16 protein-coding genes are annotated in these 18240 nt (G+C 53.7%); 3 read left to right on the top strand and 13 right to left on the bottom strand.

The genetic code is table 11. The annotated features are described in order from the left end of the window. Positions 1–13: 13 nt before the first annotated feature. Positions 14–472 carry a MarR family winged helix-turn-helix transcriptional regulator gene (locus tag BR04_RS10390; protein WP_496355942.1) on the bottom strand — a complete coding sequence of 153 codons (459 nt, stop codon included), beginning with the start codon at positions 470–472 and terminating at the stop codon, positions 14–16. 124 nt (positions 473–596) lie between these two features. On the opposite strand from BR04_RS10390, the gene BR04_RS10385 reads away from it, so the two are divergent. From BR04_RS10385 to BR04_RS10375, 3 genes are all read left to right on the top strand, one after another. Beyond that, positions 597–1376, top strand: a complete 780-nt coding sequence (locus tag BR04_RS10385) for a class I SAM-dependent methyltransferase (RefSeq protein WP_496355941.1) — start codon at positions 597–599, stop codon at positions 1374–1376. A 43-nt stretch (positions 1377–1419) separates the two neighbouring features. Then, the gene (locus tag BR04_RS10380; RefSeq protein ID WP_496355940.1) at positions 1420–1923 is read left to right on the top strand and encodes a 2-thiouracil desulfurase family protein; all 504 of its coding nucleotides are present in this window, start codon (positions 1420–1422) and stop codon (positions 1921–1923) included. Between the two features lie 109 nt (positions 1924–2032). Further along, complete coding sequence (locus BR04_RS10375) at positions 2033–3106, top strand: alkene reductase (protein WP_496355939.1); 1074 nt, start codon at positions 2033–2035, stop codon at positions 3104–3106. Positions 3107–3347: 241 nt separating this feature from the next. On the opposite strand, the gene BR04_RS10370 is transcribed toward BR04_RS10375, so the two are convergent. The 12 genes from BR04_RS10370 to BR04_RS10315 all read right to left on the bottom strand — a co-directional run bounded on the left by BR04_RS10370 (position 3348) and on the right by BR04_RS10315 (position 18187). Next, on the bottom strand, positions 3348–4232 hold the full coding sequence (locus tag BR04_RS10370; protein ID WP_496355938.1) for an energy-coupling factor ABC transporter permease: 885 nt from the start codon (positions 4230–4232) through the stop codon (positions 3348–3350). A 55-nt stretch (positions 4233–4287) separates the two neighbouring features. After that, complete coding sequence (gene hypB, locus BR04_RS10365; protein ID WP_496355937.1) at positions 4288–4962, bottom strand: hydrogenase nickel incorporation protein HypB; 675 nt, start codon at positions 4960–4962, stop codon at positions 4288–4290. Further along, on the bottom strand, positions 4959–5309 hold the full coding sequence (locus tag BR04_RS10360) for a hydrogenase maturation nickel metallochaperone HypA/HybF (RefSeq protein ID WP_496355936.1): 351 nt from the start codon (positions 5307–5309) through the stop codon (positions 4959–4961). Before BR04_RS10360 ends, hypB begins: the two co-directional genes overlap by 4 nt. A 19-nt stretch (positions 5310–5328) precedes the next feature. Next, positions 5329–6411, bottom strand: a complete 1083-nt coding sequence (locus tag BR04_RS10355) for a 4Fe-4S binding protein (RefSeq protein WP_496355935.1) — start codon at positions 6409–6411, stop codon at positions 5329–5331. Next, on the bottom strand, positions 6408–7085 hold the full coding sequence (locus tag BR04_RS10350) for a TetR/AcrR family transcriptional regulator (protein WP_496355934.1): 678 nt from the start codon (positions 7083–7085) through the stop codon (positions 6408–6410). Before BR04_RS10350 ends, BR04_RS10355 begins: the two co-directional genes overlap by 4 nt. Before the next feature lie 320 nt (positions 7086–7405). Continuing rightward, positions 7406–8152: an SAM-dependent methyltransferase gene (locus BR04_RS10345; RefSeq protein ID WP_496355933.1), complete on the bottom strand. Its 747-nt coding sequence runs from the start codon at positions 8150–8152 to the stop codon at positions 7406–7408. Positions 8153–8319: 167 nt separating this feature from the next. Then, positions 8320–10089, bottom strand: coding sequence for a S10 family serine carboxypeptidase-like protein (locus BR04_RS10340; protein ID WP_496355932.1), 1770 nt, complete (start codon positions 10087–10089; stop codon positions 8320–8322). Between the two features lie 292 nt (positions 10090–10381). After that, entirely contained in the window at positions 10382–13618 is a 3237-nt protein-coding gene (locus BR04_RS10335; RefSeq protein WP_496355931.1) for a type I restriction endonuclease subunit R, read from the bottom strand. Beyond that, complete coding sequence (locus tag BR04_RS10330; protein WP_496355930.1) at positions 13608–14639, bottom strand: virulence RhuM family protein; 1032 nt, start codon at positions 14637–14639, stop codon at positions 13608–13610. Before BR04_RS10330 ends, BR04_RS10335 begins: the two co-directional genes overlap by 11 nt. A gap of 121 nt (positions 14640–14760) precedes the next feature. Next, positions 14761–16245, bottom strand: coding sequence for a restriction endonuclease subunit S (locus tag BR04_RS10325; protein ID WP_496355929.1), 1485 nt, complete (start codon positions 16243–16245; stop codon positions 14761–14763). Further along, positions 16242–16649, bottom strand: coding sequence for a nucleotidyltransferase substrate binding protein (locus tag BR04_RS10320; RefSeq protein ID WP_496355928.1), 408 nt, complete (start codon positions 16647–16649; stop codon positions 16242–16244). Before BR04_RS10320 ends, BR04_RS10325 begins: the two co-directional genes overlap by 4 nt. After that, complete coding sequence (locus BR04_RS10315) at positions 16646–18187, bottom strand: type I restriction-modification system subunit M (RefSeq protein ID WP_496355927.1); 1542 nt, start codon at positions 18185–18187, stop codon at positions 16646–16648. Before BR04_RS10315 ends, BR04_RS10320 begins: the two co-directional genes overlap by 4 nt. Positions 18188–18240 lie beyond the last annotated feature (53 nt).

Genomic DNA, 18240 nt, shown 5'->3' with positions numbered 1-18240 from the left:
ATTACATTAAAATTTAGCGATTACGCTCCGTCATTTCCTTCAGCATGAGGAAAAAGTCCTCAATCACCTGGAATTCGGAGTCGCTCATCTCTGCCATGCGCTGGATGAGCGGCGTATCGATTGCTGCGTGGTGCTGTTCGTGCCCTTCAAAAGCCGATTTTCCCGCAGGTGTAAGCCAGATCTGATACCTTCCGCCATCGGAGAGGTCAGCGGTTTTGGTGATCAGGTCTTTGGCTTCAAGCTTCGCCAGTACCTGGGAAACGGCTCCCCGGGTAACGGCTGCCAGGGACGCGAGGGATGCAGGGTGGATGCCGGGATTCTGTCCGATCCGCATGATCATGTGGATTTCCGAAGGATGGAGCGGAGGGCTGCCGCCGTAAACCCGCGCTTTGCGCTCGTTGCGGTTGATGCCTTCGACCACTTGTAAGAAGAGGTTGATCAGATTGTGTGTACGCAGTGTTCGATCATTCATGGCATAGGTGTATAGCAGCTAAACTTGCACTGTCAAGCATAAAGTGACGGTTTGATCCACTGCCCCAGAACAAAAAATTCTTGACTTCAGGCGGCCGCGCTGATTGCATCCGCGACAGGATGCTATGCCGGATTGGTCTGTTCCGTGGGGGATTTTCCTGAAGGGAGGTTGTATGGTATCGGTCAGTGAACATTATGCAAATCATCTTGGATCAATTTACACATGGATGGCTGGAGGTGTCGAATCGGCTGTGAACCGAGGGGCTTCCGAGATAGCCTCCTTTGATCCGCTGTTTCTGAACAAAAGCCTAGCAGTTGACCTTGGAGCAGGATTCGGGATGCACAGCATTCCCCTGGCCCGTCGTGGGTTTTCCGTTGTTGCCATCGACACCTGCTCCGGCTTGCTTGAAGAACTGCGCCAGCATAGGGACAGCCTTCCCATCCAGACCATCAGGGATGATGTTCGCGAATTCCGGAGGTATGTAAGCACTGAAGTCCAGATCGTTCTGTGCATGGGCGATACCCTAACCCATCTCCCGGATACGGATTCCGTCCTGCAACTTTTGTCAGATGTTGCTGAGTCCCTGATGCCGGGTGGTCAGTTCATCCTCACGTTTCGTGACTACAGCCGGGAGCTTTCCGGTGATCAGCGTTTCATTCCCGTACGGAGCGATGACAGCCGTATCCTGACCTGTTTTCTCGAATATGCGGAGGCCCATATCACCGTCCATGACATACTGTACGAACGGGATGTCTCCGGGTGGGACTTTCGTGTCAGCAGTTATCAGAAGCTGCGCCTTGCGCCGGACTGGATTTGCAGCGCCCTTGAATCAAGGGGGTTTTCTGTGCAGCGGGAACCTGGAATTGCTGGCATGGTGCGTCTGGTTTCTACGCGTGTTAAGTAAAGCAAGGGAGGCTGTCTCCTTTTTTGGCGACAGAGGTGACGCTGTGAATAAAATACTGATGAGTGCCTGTCTTCTGGGAGAAAAGGTTCGATACAATGGTGAGGCACGGGTGGCTGAAGATCCCATTGTCTCCCGGTGGATTTCTGAAGGGAGGGTGGTTCCCGTATGTCCTGAAGTGGAAGCGGGAATGGGTATTCCCCGAAACCCCGCTGAAATTTTTGGCGGTGATGGTAAGGCCGTATTGCGTGGAAAGGCCGCTGTTATTGAACGGAATGGCACCGAGGTGACGGATTTTTTTGTATGGGGTGCCCATATGGCTTTGGATCTCTGCCAAAAACTGAATATCAGATTCGCAGTACTCACAGAATCCAGCCCGTCATGCGGAAGCACCACCATCTATGACGGGAGTTTTTCGGGTAAAAAAAACAAAGGGATGGGGGTTACCGCCGCCTTGTTGACGGAACAGGGTATTCAGGTGTTCAGCCAGCATTCGATACCGGATGTCGAGAGGCTTATCAGGAGGCAGATCTCTGAAAGCACCCCATAAAAGTTCCCCCCTCCTTGCGTCTTTCCCTTCCTGCCCTTACCTTCTCACAAGTTTTCAATCTGGCGCATGCGCCTGGATGTCCTTCATCAAAAATCAGGAGGCAGGGCTTATGGATACGGATCTTCTTTTTACCGAAGTTACAGCAGGCTCCCAGAAACTGGCCAACCGCGTGGTCATGGCTCCCCTGACACGGAACCGGGCAGGGGCTGGCAATGTTCCCACGGATCTCACGGCCCTGTACTACGGCCAGCGGGCCACGGCGGGACTGATCATCACAGAGGCCAGCCAGATTTCTCCCCAGGGTGTGGGGTATCCGGCCACACCGGGCATCCACAGTCCGGAACAGATCCTTGGCTGGAAAAACGTCACCCGAACCGTACACGAAAAGGGCGGCAGGATTTTTCTTCAGCTCTGGCATGTGGGCAGAATTTCCCATCCCAGCCTTCAGCCCGAAGGGGCTCTGCCCGTAGCGGCCTCCGCCATCCGGCCCGCAGGCGAGGCCTTTACCTACGAAGGTCTCAAACCCTTTGAAACCCCAAGGGCTCTGGAAACCCATGAGATTCAGGGCATTGTGGAAGACTACGCAAGGGCTGCGGAACATGCTCTGGAAGCCGGTTTTGACGGGGTGGAAATCCATGCGGCCAACGGTTATCTCATCGACCAGTTTCTGCGGGACGGCACCAACAGGCGGGGGGATGCCTATGGCGGAGGGCTCAGCCAGCGTCTGCGTTTTCTGGGTGAAGTGACCGACGCGGTTACCGGTGTTCTGGGTTCCGGAAGGGTGGGGGTGAGGATTTCTCCGGAAAATACCTTCAACGACATTCAGGACAGTGATCCCCGGAAGACCTTTACGGCGGTGGCGACCCTGCTCAAACCCTATGGTCTTGCCTATCTTCATGCGGTGGAAGGGGATTTTGCAACGGGAAAAGCGCTGCTGGATTATGGAGAGATTCGCAGCGCCTTTGGCGGAACCTTCATGGTGAACGGCGGCTATACCCGGGAGAGGGCGGAAGCTGCTATCCGGACGGGAGCTGCGGATCTGGTGGCCTTTGGCTCTCTTTATATCGCAAACCCTGATCTGGTGGAGCGTTTCAGAAAAGGGGCCGCCCTGAACACGCCGGATCCCGCCACCTATTATGGCGGTGATGCCAGAGGCTATACGGACTATCCTTTTTTAAGCTGATGGAAGTGGATGGATGTCAGAAGCAGGAATTTTAAGGGGCCAGAGAATTTTTCTCTGGCCCCTTCTGTTACCGCTTTAAAAAACGGATTCCCACCGTGCTCCAGCGTGGGAACGCTGGATGAAAAGTTCCTTTTTTTCTGGGCCTCCCCTTGATCCTGCGCGGTTCAGGGGGAGGCAGGCGGGATGTATCAAGGGGATCGTCCCCCTCATCATCCGGCAGGGGGGCGTCTACCGGGTCTTGTTAAGCTTCTCTGCCCGTAAACCGGGGGAGGCTTTTCATGGATCGGGCCAGGGCTGAGGCCAGTATCTGGCAGATGAGGATGCCCGCAAGCCCCGCAGCCATGCCGGAAAGGGCTTCAGGAAGCAGGGGGAAGGGAAGGGTATAGTCCGGCATGGGGGCGGTAAAGAGGGACATACCTTCGGGAAGGTGGAAGTTTTCCGCCACAAACTCAAGCCCGTCGGGATAGCCTGAGGCAAAGGGAGTCAGAAACAGTGCCGCCGCCATGGGAAGGATGAGTTTCGGCATCCGCCTTGCCAGGGCCACCATGGTCAGGGTGAGGACGGCTTCGCCCAGACCGATCAGGGCATGAACCTTGAGCATGGGCCACAGAACGCTGGAAAGGGAGGCCCCGGAACCTGAGGCCAGAAACAGGGAACAGAGGCAGGCGGCGACAACAACGGAGCACCATGCGGCAAAGGCCGTGGCAAGGTTCCGGAGAAGGGGATTTTCGGATTTCTGGATGAGAGCAAGCCTCAGAAGTCCGCCAAAGCCTGCGCCCGTACCAGACATGAGCAGAATATTGGCTCCGAGAACGGTGAGCCCGCCGTCTCCGAAGAAGATAGCCTGCACCATGAGGACGAGGGACAGGGAGAGAACCCCCAGGGGGACACCCAGCAGCGTTGCGGCCAGCACACCGCCAATGAGGTGGCCGGATGTGGCGGCACTGACGGGGTAGTTCAGCATCTGCAAGACAAAAATAAGGGCGGTTACGGCCGCAAAGCTTACGGGTCTGGCCTCTTCCTTTCCTTTTACGGCGGTGAAGACGGCGGCTCCTGCAAGGCCTGCTGCCAGAGCAGCGGTGACAGGACAGATGGCTCCTGTGATCATGGCGTCGGGTATGTGCATGTGGGTTCTCCCTGATGGTGAGGATGGATGTAAAAACGGGAATCCAAAAACGATTTCAAGGTGTTTTCTGCTGAAATTCCAGAACTTTTTCCGCAAGGGCCTCTGCCCAGACATCCAGACCTTCCCCCGTCCGGCAGGAGACGGGAAAGATGGCGGCCCTGGAGTTGACCCGGCGAACCGCGCTGGTGAAGCGTTCCAGACTGAAATCCGTTAAGGCCTGCATGTCCGTCTTGTTCACCAGAATGATGTCGCATACGGAAAACATCAGCGGGTACTTGAGGGGTTTGTCGTCTCCTTCGGGGACACTGATCACCATCATGTTCAGGTGGGCACCCGTATCAAATTCCGCAGGGCAGACGAGGTTGCCCACATTTTCGAGAATGACCAGATCATAATTGCCGCCCAGGGTGCGGAGTCCGTCCTCCACCATGGTGGCGTCCAGATGGCAGAATCCGCCGGTTTTCATCTGAATGGCGGGAATACCGGCTTCGAGCACCTTTTCTGCATCCACCGTAGAATCGATGTCCGCTTCCAGCACACCGATCCTGATCCGGTCTTTCAGGCGTGTGGCCGTGGCGATCACGGTGCTGGTCTTTCCCGCCCCCGGCCCTGCCATGAGGTTCAGGAGAAAGGTTCTTTCGGCCGTAAGCCGTGCCCTCAGATCTGCCGCCACCTTGTCGTTGTCGTCCAGAATGTTTTCCTTGACCTCGATGAGCCGTACTTCTGTCATATACCCTCCATACTTTTAATCACATATCCCCGCCCGCTCACCAGAGTGCCGCCGGTGTTCTGGCACTCCGGGCAGGTATTGGGGCTGTCGTCAGAAAGCTCTACTTCAAATGTGTTGCCGCAGGCCGAGCAGGCCAGCACAACGGGCTTCCATTCCACGGAGAGAAAGGCGCCTTCCGCGATGCTTCCTTTGGAAATCTGATCGAAGTAGCGGCGCATCCACTTTTCTTCGAGATCGGAAAGCCGCCCGACTTCCAGATCGATTTTGAGAATCCGCTGTATCCGGTTCATGCGGGCATGTTTTTCCGCCACAGCCAGAATTCGGTTCATTACGGGAAGCTCGTGCATGGTTCTCCCCTTTTTTGGCTCAGGCGAACCGGCTGTAATCCACGCCCCGCATGGTGGCGCGCTGACGGTACCAGTCCGCTTCGTTTTCAGGCGGTTCCACGATGGCGGATTCGGGCCTGCGCTTAAGGGTGATGGATCTGGACGGGCAGGTGGAAACGCAGAGTCCGCAGCCGATGCAGAGATCCGGATTCACTTCATAGGCGTTTTCCGTTTTGGCGATGGCAGCGACGGGGCAGCGTTTTTTCTGGCAGATCCCGCAGTCGATACAGCTTTCCGCATCGATCAGGGCAAAAAAGTTCGTGCTGACGGCATTCCGGATACCGTGTTCCGTAATGGAGCGCAGCACACCGCAGCAGCAGCTGCAACAGTTGCAGATGTAGTAATGCCCCTTGGCGAAGTTGTTGGTCATGTGAACCAGCCCCGCCTTCTCGGATTTTTTGAGGATGGCGTAGGCTTCCTCCTTGTCGATGGGGCGCAGCTCCATGGGGTGGTTTTCGAAAAAACCCGGAACCGGTGCAATGGAGAGGCAGACCTCGACGGGTTTGGTGCAGGGGGCGTCCAGCAGTTCGTGTTCCTTTTTGCAGATACAGTCCGCAACGGCAAAGCTTTGTCCCGCCTCGATGATGGCCGATACTTGCTCATAGGGCATGGACATCTGATCTGAGGGGATTTCCTCCTCAATGGGGACGATTTTCATGAGGGGGGGCTGGGTTTCAAAAAACTGCCGTCCGTAGGTTTCCTCATAGTCTTTGCAGAGCTGGGCGAATTCCCGGGTCATGCGTTTTCTCTGGAACTCAAAAATCCCGAAAACCCAGGGAGCCATGCGGAAGATCCGGAACCCGTGGTAATCGATGCCGAAAATCTGCCCCTTGTCCCACATGGTAAAGAGCATTTTTTCCAGGCCCTCCAAGGGGCGGCCCGTGCGTTTGGCGATCTGATCCGCAGACTCAAAGGTGAGCCTGAGATCGCAGAAGAGTTCCGCCTCTTCCGGCGTGAAGATCCATTCGAGGATCCGCAGTTCCACGCCGCTTTCCGTTGCGGGGAATCCGTTGGGCAGGGTGTCGAGCACTTCTTGCAGTTTGTGATACATGGGATGGGTCATGGGCTTTCCTTTTCCGATTCTTTTTTTCCGGCAGCCGCTTTGTACGACAGCCCCTCTCCATCGGGACGGGTTCCCCGGTAAAAGGTCATGAGAATCGAACGTTTCATGTGGGTTACGGCCTGAAGATCCAGACCGGTGGTTTCCATGTGATTGCCGATGAAGAGGGTTGAAAATCCATGCACCATGGACCAGGCCGCGCGGGTGATGGAGGCGGGATCTTCTCCCACCAGAACGCCCTTGTCATGGCAGTCTGAAACAAGTTCCTGAAACTCTTTGAAGTAGTGCGAAGACTCCGGCCTCAGATCTTCAGACAGTGTCATGCCCTTTTCCGGAGGCGCAAACATGACCCGAAAATGGGCCGGATGGGCGATGGCAAAATCCATATAGGCCATTCCCCAGGCCCCGAAGCGGGAAAGGGGCTCTCCATCCGTTTCGCTCAGGCGTTTTCGGGTCCAGTCCATGAGAAGGTCGAAGCCCTGCCGGGCCACTGCGGCCAGCAGATCTTTTTTGTCCTGAAAATGACGGTAGGGGGCCGCATGGCTCACCCCGACACGGGAAGCGATCTTGCGCAGGGTAACGCCGTAGGCACCGCCGTTTTCCTGGATCATTTCCAGGGCGGCAGTCACAAGCTCTTCCCGCAGGTTGCCATGGTGATAGGCTGTCTGGTCTGTCATCCCTGCCTCCTCTTGGTCTCCTCTTGCATTGGGCGGACTATAGGGCAGGAATGTTTCCAGTGTCAACAATAAACTGTATTCCAGTGTCAAGTTGTTGTTTTTTATGTGTTTTGTGGTTTTTAGGGCTTTTTCTCAGGGGCTGAAGGGTGTCCGGGAGGGGAGAGGCTGGTTTCCGAGGATGGCGGGCAGAACAGGAAAGCCCCCATCCGGGACGCTGGCGGAAGGGGGCTTGTCATGCAGATCTGGTGGAGTGGGGGCAGGCTGAGGGGGCAAGTGGGAAGCTCCGGCCCTGGCGGGACAGCAGCCCGCCCGCCCCCTGCTCACCGGGGCATCAGGGCAAACACCCCCCAGCCCAGATATTCACGGGTGCAGGTGGAATAGCGTTCCGGTTCCGTGGTCAGTCTGGCGCGAACCTCTTCAGCCAGCGCGTCTTCGGGGCTGGCGTCAAGCCACCTGCGCATGGTGAGCCATTTGGCGGCCTCGTATCTGTCCCATCCGTCCTGGTCCGCCAGAACCATTTCAACCACATCGTAGCCCAGATGCCCGAAAGACGCGAGGAGTCCCGGAAGCATGAGAAAGTCGGATATCCCGCTGGCAAGGCAGCCCCTGGCAAGCTCTTCCGTCGGCGGTAACTGCCGCCAGTAAGGCTCACCGATGAGGATGATCCCCCCGGTGTGCAGGCTGCGTCTCAAAAGCGCGATTGTGCCGGAAACACCGCCACCGATCCAGGTTGCACCGACACAGGCTGCCACATGAACCTTTTCGGCAGAGACATAGCCTGCGGCATCATCATGGATAAATGTGACCTTATCGCTGACACCGAGTTCTTCAGCACGCTGCCTGGCCTGACTGGTGAATAAGCGGCTCATGTCGATGCCGGTGCCGATGACTCCGTAATCCCGTGCCCAGGTACACAGCATCTCGCCGGAACCGCTGCCGAGGTCGAGCATCCGGGTCCCCGGTTCCAGACGCAGGGCCGCACCAAGGGTGGCGAGCTTTTCGGGTGTGAAGGGGTTATGGATGCGGTGGGCACTTTCGGTAATGGTGAAGATCCGTGGAATATCCAATGTGGGAAATCTCCTTAAAAAGGGGGAATGGGTTGGGGCACTGTTTTGGCTCCCTATTCATAGTGTTGATTTCAAGCTTTTTCTATATCCAGAGTATAAACAGAATTTTTTTGTATAGTATTCGAGGCTGGCGACAAGCTCCGCAGCCCCTCCTCAGAACTATAGCGTCAGTCTTTCATCCAAAGGGCTACATCCTGCCTGATTTTCTCCGGCATATTCAATGCCACCGCATGACCGGCTTCCATGTAATAGGGGAAGTAAACGGTTCGTTTTTCCGGTGTCGCCGTTCCTGTCAGGGAATCGGCTCGATACCAGATCGTGAAGGACTTGTCACACTCCGGGCAGGGCGTTTCCACTTCAACCTTGGTCACAATATCGGAATATTTCTTGAAAGAGTAGGGCAACACACTGGCATAAACGGAAAGATCCCACGGCGCATCCGTGATCATGACCTGAACCAGCGGCAGGTTTTCCAGAAACAAGCGACCGTACCTTGGACTTTCTGGATCCACATCGTAATTTAAAGCGTCAACACCATAAAATCCGCCATAAACTTCAAAGTTCATCAAAAACGTGTAGTATTCATCCCAGGAACCCAATTCTCCGAACACCTCTTTCAGAGAAACATAATCCCCCCCTTGCTGCATCGCCTCACGCACCGTACTCTCGGTCTTGAGTAAAATCTCTTCCCGATTTTGCACATATGCGGAAATGGATGCCTTAAGACCTGGTGAGAGATTGTTAAAATTGCTCCAATTCTGAAACGAGTTAATTTCCTTCTTCCGAGGCCCATATTTGTAGGCCCCTGTGCGGTTTGCCGCATAAAAAGGCGTGATCTGGGTAATGTCCGTCTCCAGGATGGAGGTGGCTGTGCTAACGTAATTGAGCCACGTATCCGTCCACGCATTGATGACCCAGGACCAGGTCACCTCTTCATCGTATTTGTACATATCCCTTTGGGCGGTGTAGAGGACGAAATCCAGTGCGTTTCCCACGGGATCGCATGTGGAATCCCCTTTCGGGCAGGGGGTATAGGTGGTCTGCGTTTCTTCAGCAATACGGTAAATCACCGATCCCGGTTCTTCAAAGGCGATCCCCGTCAGCTGGGTCTGGTATTTTCCGGTGAGCTGCGGTTCGATCATGATATGCCGTCCGAACTGGCTGGCCACTTCCTCGGGGTCGTGGATCTGCCCCGTGGTTTTCGGAAATACCGCGTCCAGATGGGCCTGAATTTCCTGCACCAGTGTCTCGTCCCGGTAGATACTATCCTTCTGGGATTCGGGGCTGTAATTTTTGTAAAATAACATCATGTTGAGCATTACCGTTGTACGGGTACCCCCATAGCTCTCCCCCACCAGAATAACCGGGTTATTCCGGATTGCCGGGTGATTCGCGAGAAACCGAAGCGTCACCCGCAGAACCTGGGCTGCATCGATAAAGGGGTTGCAGTTCTTGAGGGTGAATTCCGTTTCCGGGGTGGAAACCCCTTCCGGGAGGAAATTGTAAGCATATCCGGTCAGCGGCGCATCTACATATAACAGATTCCCCATCTTGGACCAGGAGTAGGGATTCGCGAAGACCGGCTTATCTTCACCTTTCACATACTGGAGTAAATCCGATGTCATGGGTGCTGTGTTCAGAGAAAGCAGGCCGTCGGTTGTGGCGGCCCCCGGCCCCCCGTTGACGAATACGAAAAGGGGTTTCGATTCGGCGTCCTCTCCGGCAGGATGGAAGGAATAAAAGATCCTTGCTCTGGATGAAGTGTAAGGAATCTGGGCAAGCTGGTAGGAAAGCGCTTCGATCTCTGTAAAGCCCGCTTCGGCGGTGATAGCAGGCTGAGGGCCAGATGGGTTGGAACTGCTGCATGCGGTTGCCAGAAACATCAGGGCACTCAGGACAAAAAATCGTATCTGAAAACTTAAGGTAGTAAATTTCATTGAATCGTCCCGGCGCTTCGTCAATTCACATTTCCCAGAGAAGGGATTGTCGGGGATACTGGCCTTGGGCGCAGGAGCGCCCGGTATGGCGTTCCCCCGCTGGAGCATGGGAACGATAGCTGAAAAAGGGTGGTAACCAGATTCGATAATGGTGAAGATCCATGGAATATCCAATGTGGAAAATCTCCTTGAAAAGGGGGAATCGGTTGGGGCACTGCCTGAGGCATATTTTTCTGCTGTAGGGAGAGTCTGTCATATTCTGGGGCATGGGATTCTTTGGGCTGCCTGTCCGTTACGCCCCCTGAGTTTGTGCCAGCTCATTGGCCAGCATTTCCGCCTGTCTCAGCACCGTTTCCGTGGCAAGCTTCTGCATGTCTGGCGGATATCCAAATTGGCGTAAAGTCCTTTTTACAATGACCTTGAGTCTGGCCTTTACGCTCTCTTTAATTGTCCAGTCGATGGAGGCATTGGCTTTTACCTTTTCAAAGAGCACAACGGCAAGCTCCCGCAGTTTATCCTGCTGCATCAGCTCCTTTGCGCTGTCGTTGCTGGCAACGGCGGTGTAGAAGGCATACTCATAGTCACTCATGCCCATCTTTTCGGCCTCCTGATCGGATTTGACGATTTCCTTGCTGACCCGGATCAGCTCGTCCATCACTTCCGCTGCCGTGAGTATCTTGGCCTGATAACGCCGGATGGCATCCTCCAGCATTTCCATGAGCGTCCGGCTTTGCACGAGATTCTTTTTAGCCCGTGCCCTGATCTCATCATTGAGCAGTTTTTTCAGCACTTCCAGCGCAATATTTTTGTGCTCCCTGTTTTTAAGCTCCTGCAGAAATTCTTCGGACAGAATGGAAATATCGGGTTTTTTGATTCCTGCGGCATCGAACACATCAATGACCTGTTCCGAGACCAGTGCCTTGTCGATCACCTGCCGGATGGTGGATTCAATCTCCTCGTTGCTCCGTCCTGAACCCCTGCTGTCGAACTTGGCAAGCCTTGCCTTCACCGCCTGAAAAAAGGAAATTTCATCGCTCACATCCATGGCCTGCTCGTGGGGGATGGCGATGGCAAAGGCCTGGGAGAGGGCTGTGACCTGATCGATATAGCGTTTTTTGCCATCCTCCAGACCCAGAATATGTTCTTCGGCAGCCAGAATCATGGAGAGCTTGCCCGAGGTGTCGGCCCCGAAATACTCTTCATAGGCAAAACCGTGGTACATGGCGGCCACCACTTCCATCTTTTCCAGCATCACCTGCACGGCCTGTTCCTGGGCCAGCATGGGATCACCCTTGCCTCCGGCATCGGCATAAAAGGAGAGGGCCTGTTTCAGATCCGAAGCAATGCCCAGATAATCCACCACCAGCCCCGCAGGCTTGTCGCCGTACACCCGGTTAACCCGTGCAATGGCCTGCATCAGGTTGTGGCCCTTCATGGGTTTGTCGATGTAGAGGGTGTGCATGCAGGGCGCATCAAAGCCGGTGAGCCACATGTCCCGCACAATGACAAGCTTCAGGGGGTCATGGGGATCTTTCATGCGCTCGGCAAGGATTCGGCGCTGCTCTTTGGTGGTGTGATGGCCGGAGAGCTTTGGCCCGTCCGAAGATGCCGCCGTCATCACAACCTTGATGGTTCCCTGGGTGAGATCGGAGGAATGCCAGTCTGGCCTCAGTTTGATAATCTCTTCATAGAGATCCGCCGCAATGCGGCGGGACATGGCCACAATCATGGCCTTGCCCAGAAACACTTCCTGTCGTTTTTCAAAATGCGTCACAATGTCATGGGCCACATTGCGGATGCGCTGCTCCGCACCCACAAGGGCCTCCATCTTGGTCCATTTGGCCTTGGCCTTCTGGGTTTCTGTCAGCTCGTCCTGTTCCAGCTCATCATCCAGCTCGGCAATGAGTTCCCTGCCTTCCTCGCTTAAGGATACCCGTGCCAGACGGCTTTCGTAATAAATCTTTCTGGTGGCACCGTCTTCCACCGCCTGAGCAATATCATAGACATCCACATAATTGCCGAAGACCGCAGGGGTGTTGACATCGGTCTTTTCGATGGGGGTTCCGGTGAATCCAAGGTAGGTGGCATTGGGCAGGGCATCCCGCAGATACTTGGCAAAGCCATAGACAATCTTCTTGCCGATGATCTTGCCTTCTGCGTCCTTCTCATCCACGGTTTTGGCCTTAAAACCGTACTGGGTGCGGTGTGCCTCGTCGGCCACCACCACCACATTGCAGCGCCTGCTCAACTCCTCGTAGATATTGCCTTCTTCCGGCTGGAACTTCTGGATGGTGGTGAAGATCACCCCGCCGGATGCCACCTTCAGGAGCCGTTTCAGCTCTTTGCGGTCATCCACCTGCACCGGCTCCTGCCGCAGCACCTGAGTACAGGCGGCAAAGGTATGGAAAAGCTGATCATCCAGATCGTTGCGGTCTGTGATGATGAGGACGGTGGGGTTGTCCAGCGCCAGTACGATCTTGCCGGTATAGAACACCATGGAAAGGGACTTGCCGCTGCCCTGGGTGTGCCAGACCACCCCGGCCTTGCGATCCCCCGGCGGCTGGCTGCCGACACTGGCCAGCCCGAAATTCTCCGGTGCTTCCGCCAGAGCCTCCGGGATTTCACTGGAAGCCCTCAGGGTGGAAGCCACCGCCGCATTCACGGCATAATACTGATGATAGGCCGCCAGCTTTTTCACCGTAGAAATGCTGATAATCCCCGTTGCCGGGTCTTCCTTTCCGGATTTTTCAAACACGATGAAATGGCGGAGCAGATCCAGCAGGGTTTCCTGGTTCAGCATGCCCTTGGTCAGGGTTTCCAGCTGGCTGATCAGGGCGGGTGCCTCCGTCCTGCCGTCCGCCGTTTTCCAGGCCATGAACCGGGAGAAATCCGCAGACAGGGAACCCACCCTTGCCTCCAGCCCGTCGGAAATCACCAACATCCCGTTGTAGGTGAAAAGGGCGGGAATGGTCTCCTTGTAGGTCTGTAACTGCCTGTAGGCAGACAGGAGGGTGGCGTTTTCATCGGCAGCGTTTTTGAGTTCAATGACCACCAGCGGCAGGCCGTTGACAAAGAGAATCAGATCCGGCCGCCTGCTCTGATGCCCCTGATTGGTGTGGTGGCCAACCACGGTGAACTGATTGAGAACGAGAAACTCGTTGTTTTGGGGTCTTGTAAAATCCACCAGCCACACCAGATCCCCCCGCTCGTTTCCCCTGTCCTGATAACTGACCTTGATGCCCTCGGTCAGCATACGGTGAAAGGCTTCGTTGCTGGCAACGGGTTCCGCTGCGCTGAGGCGCTGAATCCCTTTGATGGCCTCTTCCCGCACATCCAGAGGGAGGGCAGGGTTGATGCGGGCCACAGCCCTGCGAAGCCGCTCCAGCAGCAGCACATCCTCGAAACTCTCCCGCTCCGGGCTTTCGCTGTCCGGGGCAATGTCCGGGCCATGGAGGCAGTGATACCCGAGTTTTTCAAAAAGCCCCATGGCGAAGGTTTCGATTTCGGATTCGCTGAGTTTACTGATCATGGTTTTGATCCAATTGCTTTATCATCTTATCAAAATCCGACTCGAATAAGCTGTCCTGCACTATACGGTATTTTTCAAATTCACTTTCAGCAAAGGCTTTGGCTATGGCTTTGGTGACCTTGCCGGGATTATCCAATAGCTCACGGTTGTTAAACTGGAGAAATACATTGAGTTTGATGGACCAGTCTTCCATGGTCATGGGGATATTCTGTTCTGCCTGATCTTCGGCATAATCAAGGTACATGGTGGTAATACGGTCCAGAGCTTTTATCTCTTTTTCTGTCAGGTAATTCTTGGCAATAGAAACGTCTGTTTTTACAATTTTTCCTGCTGGGGCGTTTTTCCATGTGGTCAAACCCATACGCTCTTTTTGGCTGTCTGCTCTTTTCATGATGAGTTCAGCAGCAGTATATCCATGGGTAGCAAAATGCATTTTGTTTTGTACAGTTGCAAAAAAGGACTTGGTTATAGGGTTTTCTACATCGTAATCAAGGGCTGTTGCGTATATATCCGTAATCTTCTGGTAGAAGCGGCGTTCACTGGCACGTATTTCACGGATCTCGGCCAGCAGACTGTCAAAGTACTCCTGACCGAAAAACGAGCCATTCTTCAGTCGTTCTTTATCCAGAACATAGCCTCGGATGGCAAAGTCTCGTAGTATGTTAATTGCCCAATGGCGAAACTGGACAGCGCGTTGTGAATTTACCCGAAACCCCACAGCGATAATGGCGTCGAGATTGTAAAAATCCAGTTCCCTATTCACCTGCCGCTTGCCTTCTGTTTGAACTATTCGGAATTTCCGAATAGTTGCCGATTCCAATAATTCTGATGTTTTATATATATTGGCAAGATGCTCATTGATTGTAGGAACAGAAACTTCGAATAAAACACCCATCAGTTTTTGTGTAAGCCAGACCGTTTCGTCAGCTACCTGAACTTCAATGGTATTTTTGCCGTCCTGTCTGGTGAAGATTAAAAATTCTGCCGTGCTGTTGCGTATTTGCAACTTTTTATGAGTCATATTTCTTCACCCTCCATAATTCTTTTAACTTCCACGTCAAAGTCAGAGATGTACTCTCTGTCCTGTATGACCCGAAATTTATCGTATTCTGCCTCAAATTTTTCCGGGAGATTGTTGTTACTCATATTTCCACCCGCACTTCACCGCTCATGAGTTTGGGTAGGAGGGTGTCACGGAGTTTTTTCAAGGTGCGAATCTGTTCAGAATTGGTATGCAGTTTTTGTACGGCTGATTCCGCAAAGGAATTGAATTCGATTATGATCGCTTTTGACGGAATTTTGATGGCGTAATTTTTTAGATGATCGACATTTACTCGCTGCCGGCCGCTTGAGCCTTCCATACAGCCCTCTGCGTAGTCTCTGAAATCACGATTCCGCGCAAGTGTGTACGCAAAAAAAGGATGCAAAAACGTTTTTGGCCGCATCACAATGTATTCCGTTGATCCCCAACCGACTTGATCCGGTTTTAAAAATGTAACAAATGACATTTTTCCGTTTTCGAGACAGGGCGTAATCCGTGCCAGCAATGTATCTCCGTTAATGAATTTAGTTCCTGATGAGAATTCCCGATCATACCACCCATCTGGTGAAAAAGTGCTTGTGTTAAGAGCTGCCATTTCAAGATAGGGAACTACTTCTCCCTTAGACAACTTCCTTGTCGGATTGAAATCAATCAAATCAACAACAGACCCCTCCTCCCAATCCTCCTGCGCTTCTTCCACAAACCACTTCCGGAAGAGGGTTTCGGCCATGGCTTCGAGGGTTCTGTTCTGGCGGTGGAGCAGGTCGATTTTGTCGTCGAGACTGGACAGCACCGAGGCGATGGCTTTTTGTTCGGGGAGGGGGGGCGAATTTATCGGGTATCTCCCTATACTGGTTCCGCTAATATTTTCTTGAGCACTGTGGCTGTCGATGTTGTTTTGAACGAAATCGCCAAAATCAGAATCAATTAGGCAGTAGTAAACAAAATCCCGTTCTACCGAACTTTTAGGTGAAATTTTTGCTACCCGCTGGTTGATGTATGCTTCGTCTTCCTCCATGAATCTACCAACTTTACCAATAGTTGCTCCGGTCATAGCAACTACGAAGTTTCCTTTACGCAACCTATATTTTTCAAGCTTTTGACGTGAATAGTGAGACAAATCTACACGCTGTGCACCCTGTAAGTTGATAATTGGAGGAACAATGTCTTTTATTTTGATAACCAGCGTTCCAGTGTCTCCAAAATGCTCACCCTTGAAAGCAAATCCAGGTACGATGTCGGCCATATCAGCTAGGGTCGTTTCTCTCCAATCCCTCCCCCCCCTCCTAAAAATCACAACCCCCTTCCTATCAATGTGTTTTCTGAGATCCTCATTGGTGATGGTCGGATAGGCTACAAAATCAAACATAAAGGGCAGGTAGCTGTCTTCTTCAATATTGAATTTCATTTTTGCGGCAAGGGCAAAGGTCACCCCTTCACCCTGAAGGGCAATGTCCACATCCGAGGCTTCCCGGAAGGTTCCCAGAGCGCGGGAGCCGAAGAGCACGGCGGTTTCCACTTCCGGGTATTGGGCAATGAAAGCGGTAATTTCTTCCAGCTGTTTTTCACTGAGTCCGTATTTCATACTTTGTCCTTCAGATCTTCCCGGAGTCTGCGGGCCAGAGGAAAAAATTCCTGGGCAATGAAGGTCACGGTCTCCTGCAGGATGGTCTGATTATAGGCATGGCTTGTCATGTTTCTCTTCTGGATGGTTTCCATCCACCCTTCGGCATCGCTGATCAGTTCGGCCTGAAAAGCGGTACGGATGGTCTGTTTGGCATTTCTGACTTCGTCAAACCCCTCATTTTCCAGATAGTCCTTCATGACATTCCAGGCGAGTTCATAGGTGAACTCAAAGGCCTGAATCAGGGCCATCTGGATGATTTCATCCTCCGGTTCTGAGGCCTGCCGTTCCAGCGTACGGAAAAATGTCTGATAGGCATTGTCAAAATTCTGGAACCGCTGCTTCCATCTGATCTCGTTGTTCATACCTTCACCCTCTTTAAATTCTCCGCAATCAGGGCATTCAGCCTTGCCTCTTCCTGCAACTGGGCCTCAAATTCTGCCTTGAGCCGGGTGAAGCGTTCCTTGAAATCGAAATCGTCCTCCTCATCGGCAAGGCCCACATAGCGCCCCGGTGTGAGCACATAATCCAGCTCCCGCACCCTTTCGATGGAGGCTGCGTTGCAAAAGCCCTTCACATCTTCATAGTCACCGTCCGGGTTGCGCCAGTTGTGATAGGTACGGGCGATGGTGGCAATGTCTTCCGCTGAAAATTCTTTGGTGCGGCGGTTGATGAGGTGGCCGAGGTTGCGGGCATCGATGAAGAGGATTTCACCTGCGCGGTTGCGAAAGCTCCCGTTGCTTTTGTTGCGGCTGAGAAACCAGAGGCAGGCGGGAATCTGGGTGTTCAGAAAGAGCTTGGCGGGCAGGTTGACAATGCAGTCCACCAGCCCGGCTTCGATCAGGGCTTTCCGGATTTCGCCTTCTCCGGAGCTTTTGGAGGTGAGGGAACCCTTGGCCAGCACGAAACCGGCCTGACCTTTCGGATTAAGGTGATAGAGGAAGTGCTGAATCCAGGCATAGTTGGCATTGCCCGTGGGCGGAACCCCGTGTTGCCAGCGGCCATCTGTGCGCAGCAGATCCCCGCTCCAGTCGCTGTCGTTGAAGGGCGGGTTGGCGATGACGTAATCGGCCTTCAGGTCTTTGTGGGCATCATTGAGAAAGGAGCCTTCGTTGTTCCATTTCACCTGAGAGCTGTCCAGATGACGGATGGCAAGGTTCATTTTGGCCAGTCGCCAGGTGGTCTGGTTGCTTTCCTGTCCGTAAATGGAGATGTCGTCGATCTTGCCCTGATGGCCGATGATAAATTTTTCCGACTGCACAAACATGCCGCCGGAGCCGCAGCAGGGATCCAGCACACGGCCCTTGTAAGGCTCCAGCATTTCCACCAGCAGCTCGACCACACTGCGGGGGGTGTAGAACTGGCCGCCCTTTTTGCCTTCGGCAAGGGCAAATTCTCCGATAAAATATTCAAACACATGGCCGAGGAGATCCGCGCTGCGGGCCTTGGCACTGGCAAGGGCAATGTTGCCGATGAGATCAATGAGTCCGCCCAGACTGGTGGGGTCGAGATTGCCCCGTGCGAACACCTTGGGCAGCACGTCCCGAAGCGAGGGGTTTTCCTTTTCTATGGCATCCATGGCGGCATCCACGGTTCTGCCGATGTCCGGCTGCTTTGCCTGAGTGAGCAGGTAGGACCAGCGGGCCGTCTCCGGAACAAAGAAGACATTCTCCGCCTTGTACTCGTCCTTGTCTTCCGGGTCGGCCCCGGCATAGTCGCCTTCACCGCTCTGGAGCTTTTCGTACAGGGCATCAAAGGCATCGGAAATGTACTTGAGGAAGATCAGCCCCAGCACGATGTGCTTGTATTCCGCCGCATCAATATTTTTTCGCAGCTTGTCCGCCGCCTTCCACATCTGTTTTTCTATGGGTTCTTCCTGTTTGGGGGCTGCTTTTTTTGCCATGGTCTTCCTTATTATATGTAGAACCGGGTGGGGTGGTGGGGGCTGGTTAACAC

Source organism: Desulfobotulus sapovorans DSM 2055 (assembly GCF_059569355.1).
The sequence above is the reverse complement of the archived record's forward strand: the minus strand, read 5'-3'. Positions and strand labels throughout refer to the sequence as shown.

Coding starts and splice junctions, on each gene's coding strand:
- BR04_RS10370 (WP_496355938.1), bottom strand. CDS start 4,232: ATGCACATACCCGACGCCATGATCACAGGAGCCATCTGTCCTGTCACC.
- BR04_RS10325 (WP_496355929.1), bottom strand. CDS start 16,245: ATGAAATACGGACTCAGTGAAAAACAGCTGGAAGAAATTACCGCTTTC.
- BR04_RS10385 (WP_496355941.1), top strand. CDS start 597: ATGCCGGATTGGTCTGTTCCGTGGGGGATTTTCCTGAAGGGAGGTTGT.
- BR04_RS10335 (WP_496355931.1), bottom strand. CDS start 13,618: ATGATCAGTAAACTCAGCGAATCCGAAATCGAAACCTTCGCCATGGGG.
- BR04_RS10340 (WP_496355932.1), bottom strand. CDS start 10,089: ATGAAATTTACTACCTTAAGTTTTCAGATACGATTTTTTGTCCTGAGT.
- BR04_RS10350 (WP_496355934.1), bottom strand. CDS start 7,085: ATGACAGACCAGACAGCCTATCACCATGGCAACCTGCGGGAAGAGCTT.
- BR04_RS10355 (WP_496355935.1), bottom strand. CDS start 6,411: ATGACCCATCCCATGTATCACAAACTGCAAGAAGTGCTCGACACCCTG.
- BR04_RS10320 (WP_496355928.1), bottom strand. CDS start 16,649: ATGAACAACGAGATCAGATGGAAGCAGCGGTTCCAGAATTTTGACAAT.
- BR04_RS10330 (WP_496355930.1), bottom strand. CDS start 14,639: ATGACTCATAAAAAGTTGCAAATACGCAACAGCACGGCAGAATTTTTA.
- BR04_RS10315 (WP_496355927.1), bottom strand. CDS start 18,187: ATGGCAAAAAAAGCAGCCCCCAAACAGGAAGAACCCATAGAAAAACAG.
- BR04_RS10390 (WP_496355942.1), bottom strand. CDS start 472: ATGAATGATCGAACACTGCGTACACACAATCTGATCAACCTCTTCTTA.
- hypB (WP_496355937.1), bottom strand. CDS start 4,962: ATGACAGAAGTACGGCTCATCGAGGTCAAGGAAAACATTCTGGACGAC.
- BR04_RS10360 (WP_496355936.1), bottom strand. CDS start 5,309: ATGCACGAGCTTCCCGTAATGAACCGAATTCTGGCTGTGGCGGAAAAA.
- BR04_RS10375 (WP_496355939.1), top strand. CDS start 2,033: ATGGATACGGATCTTCTTTTTACCGAAGTTACAGCAGGCTCCCAGAAA.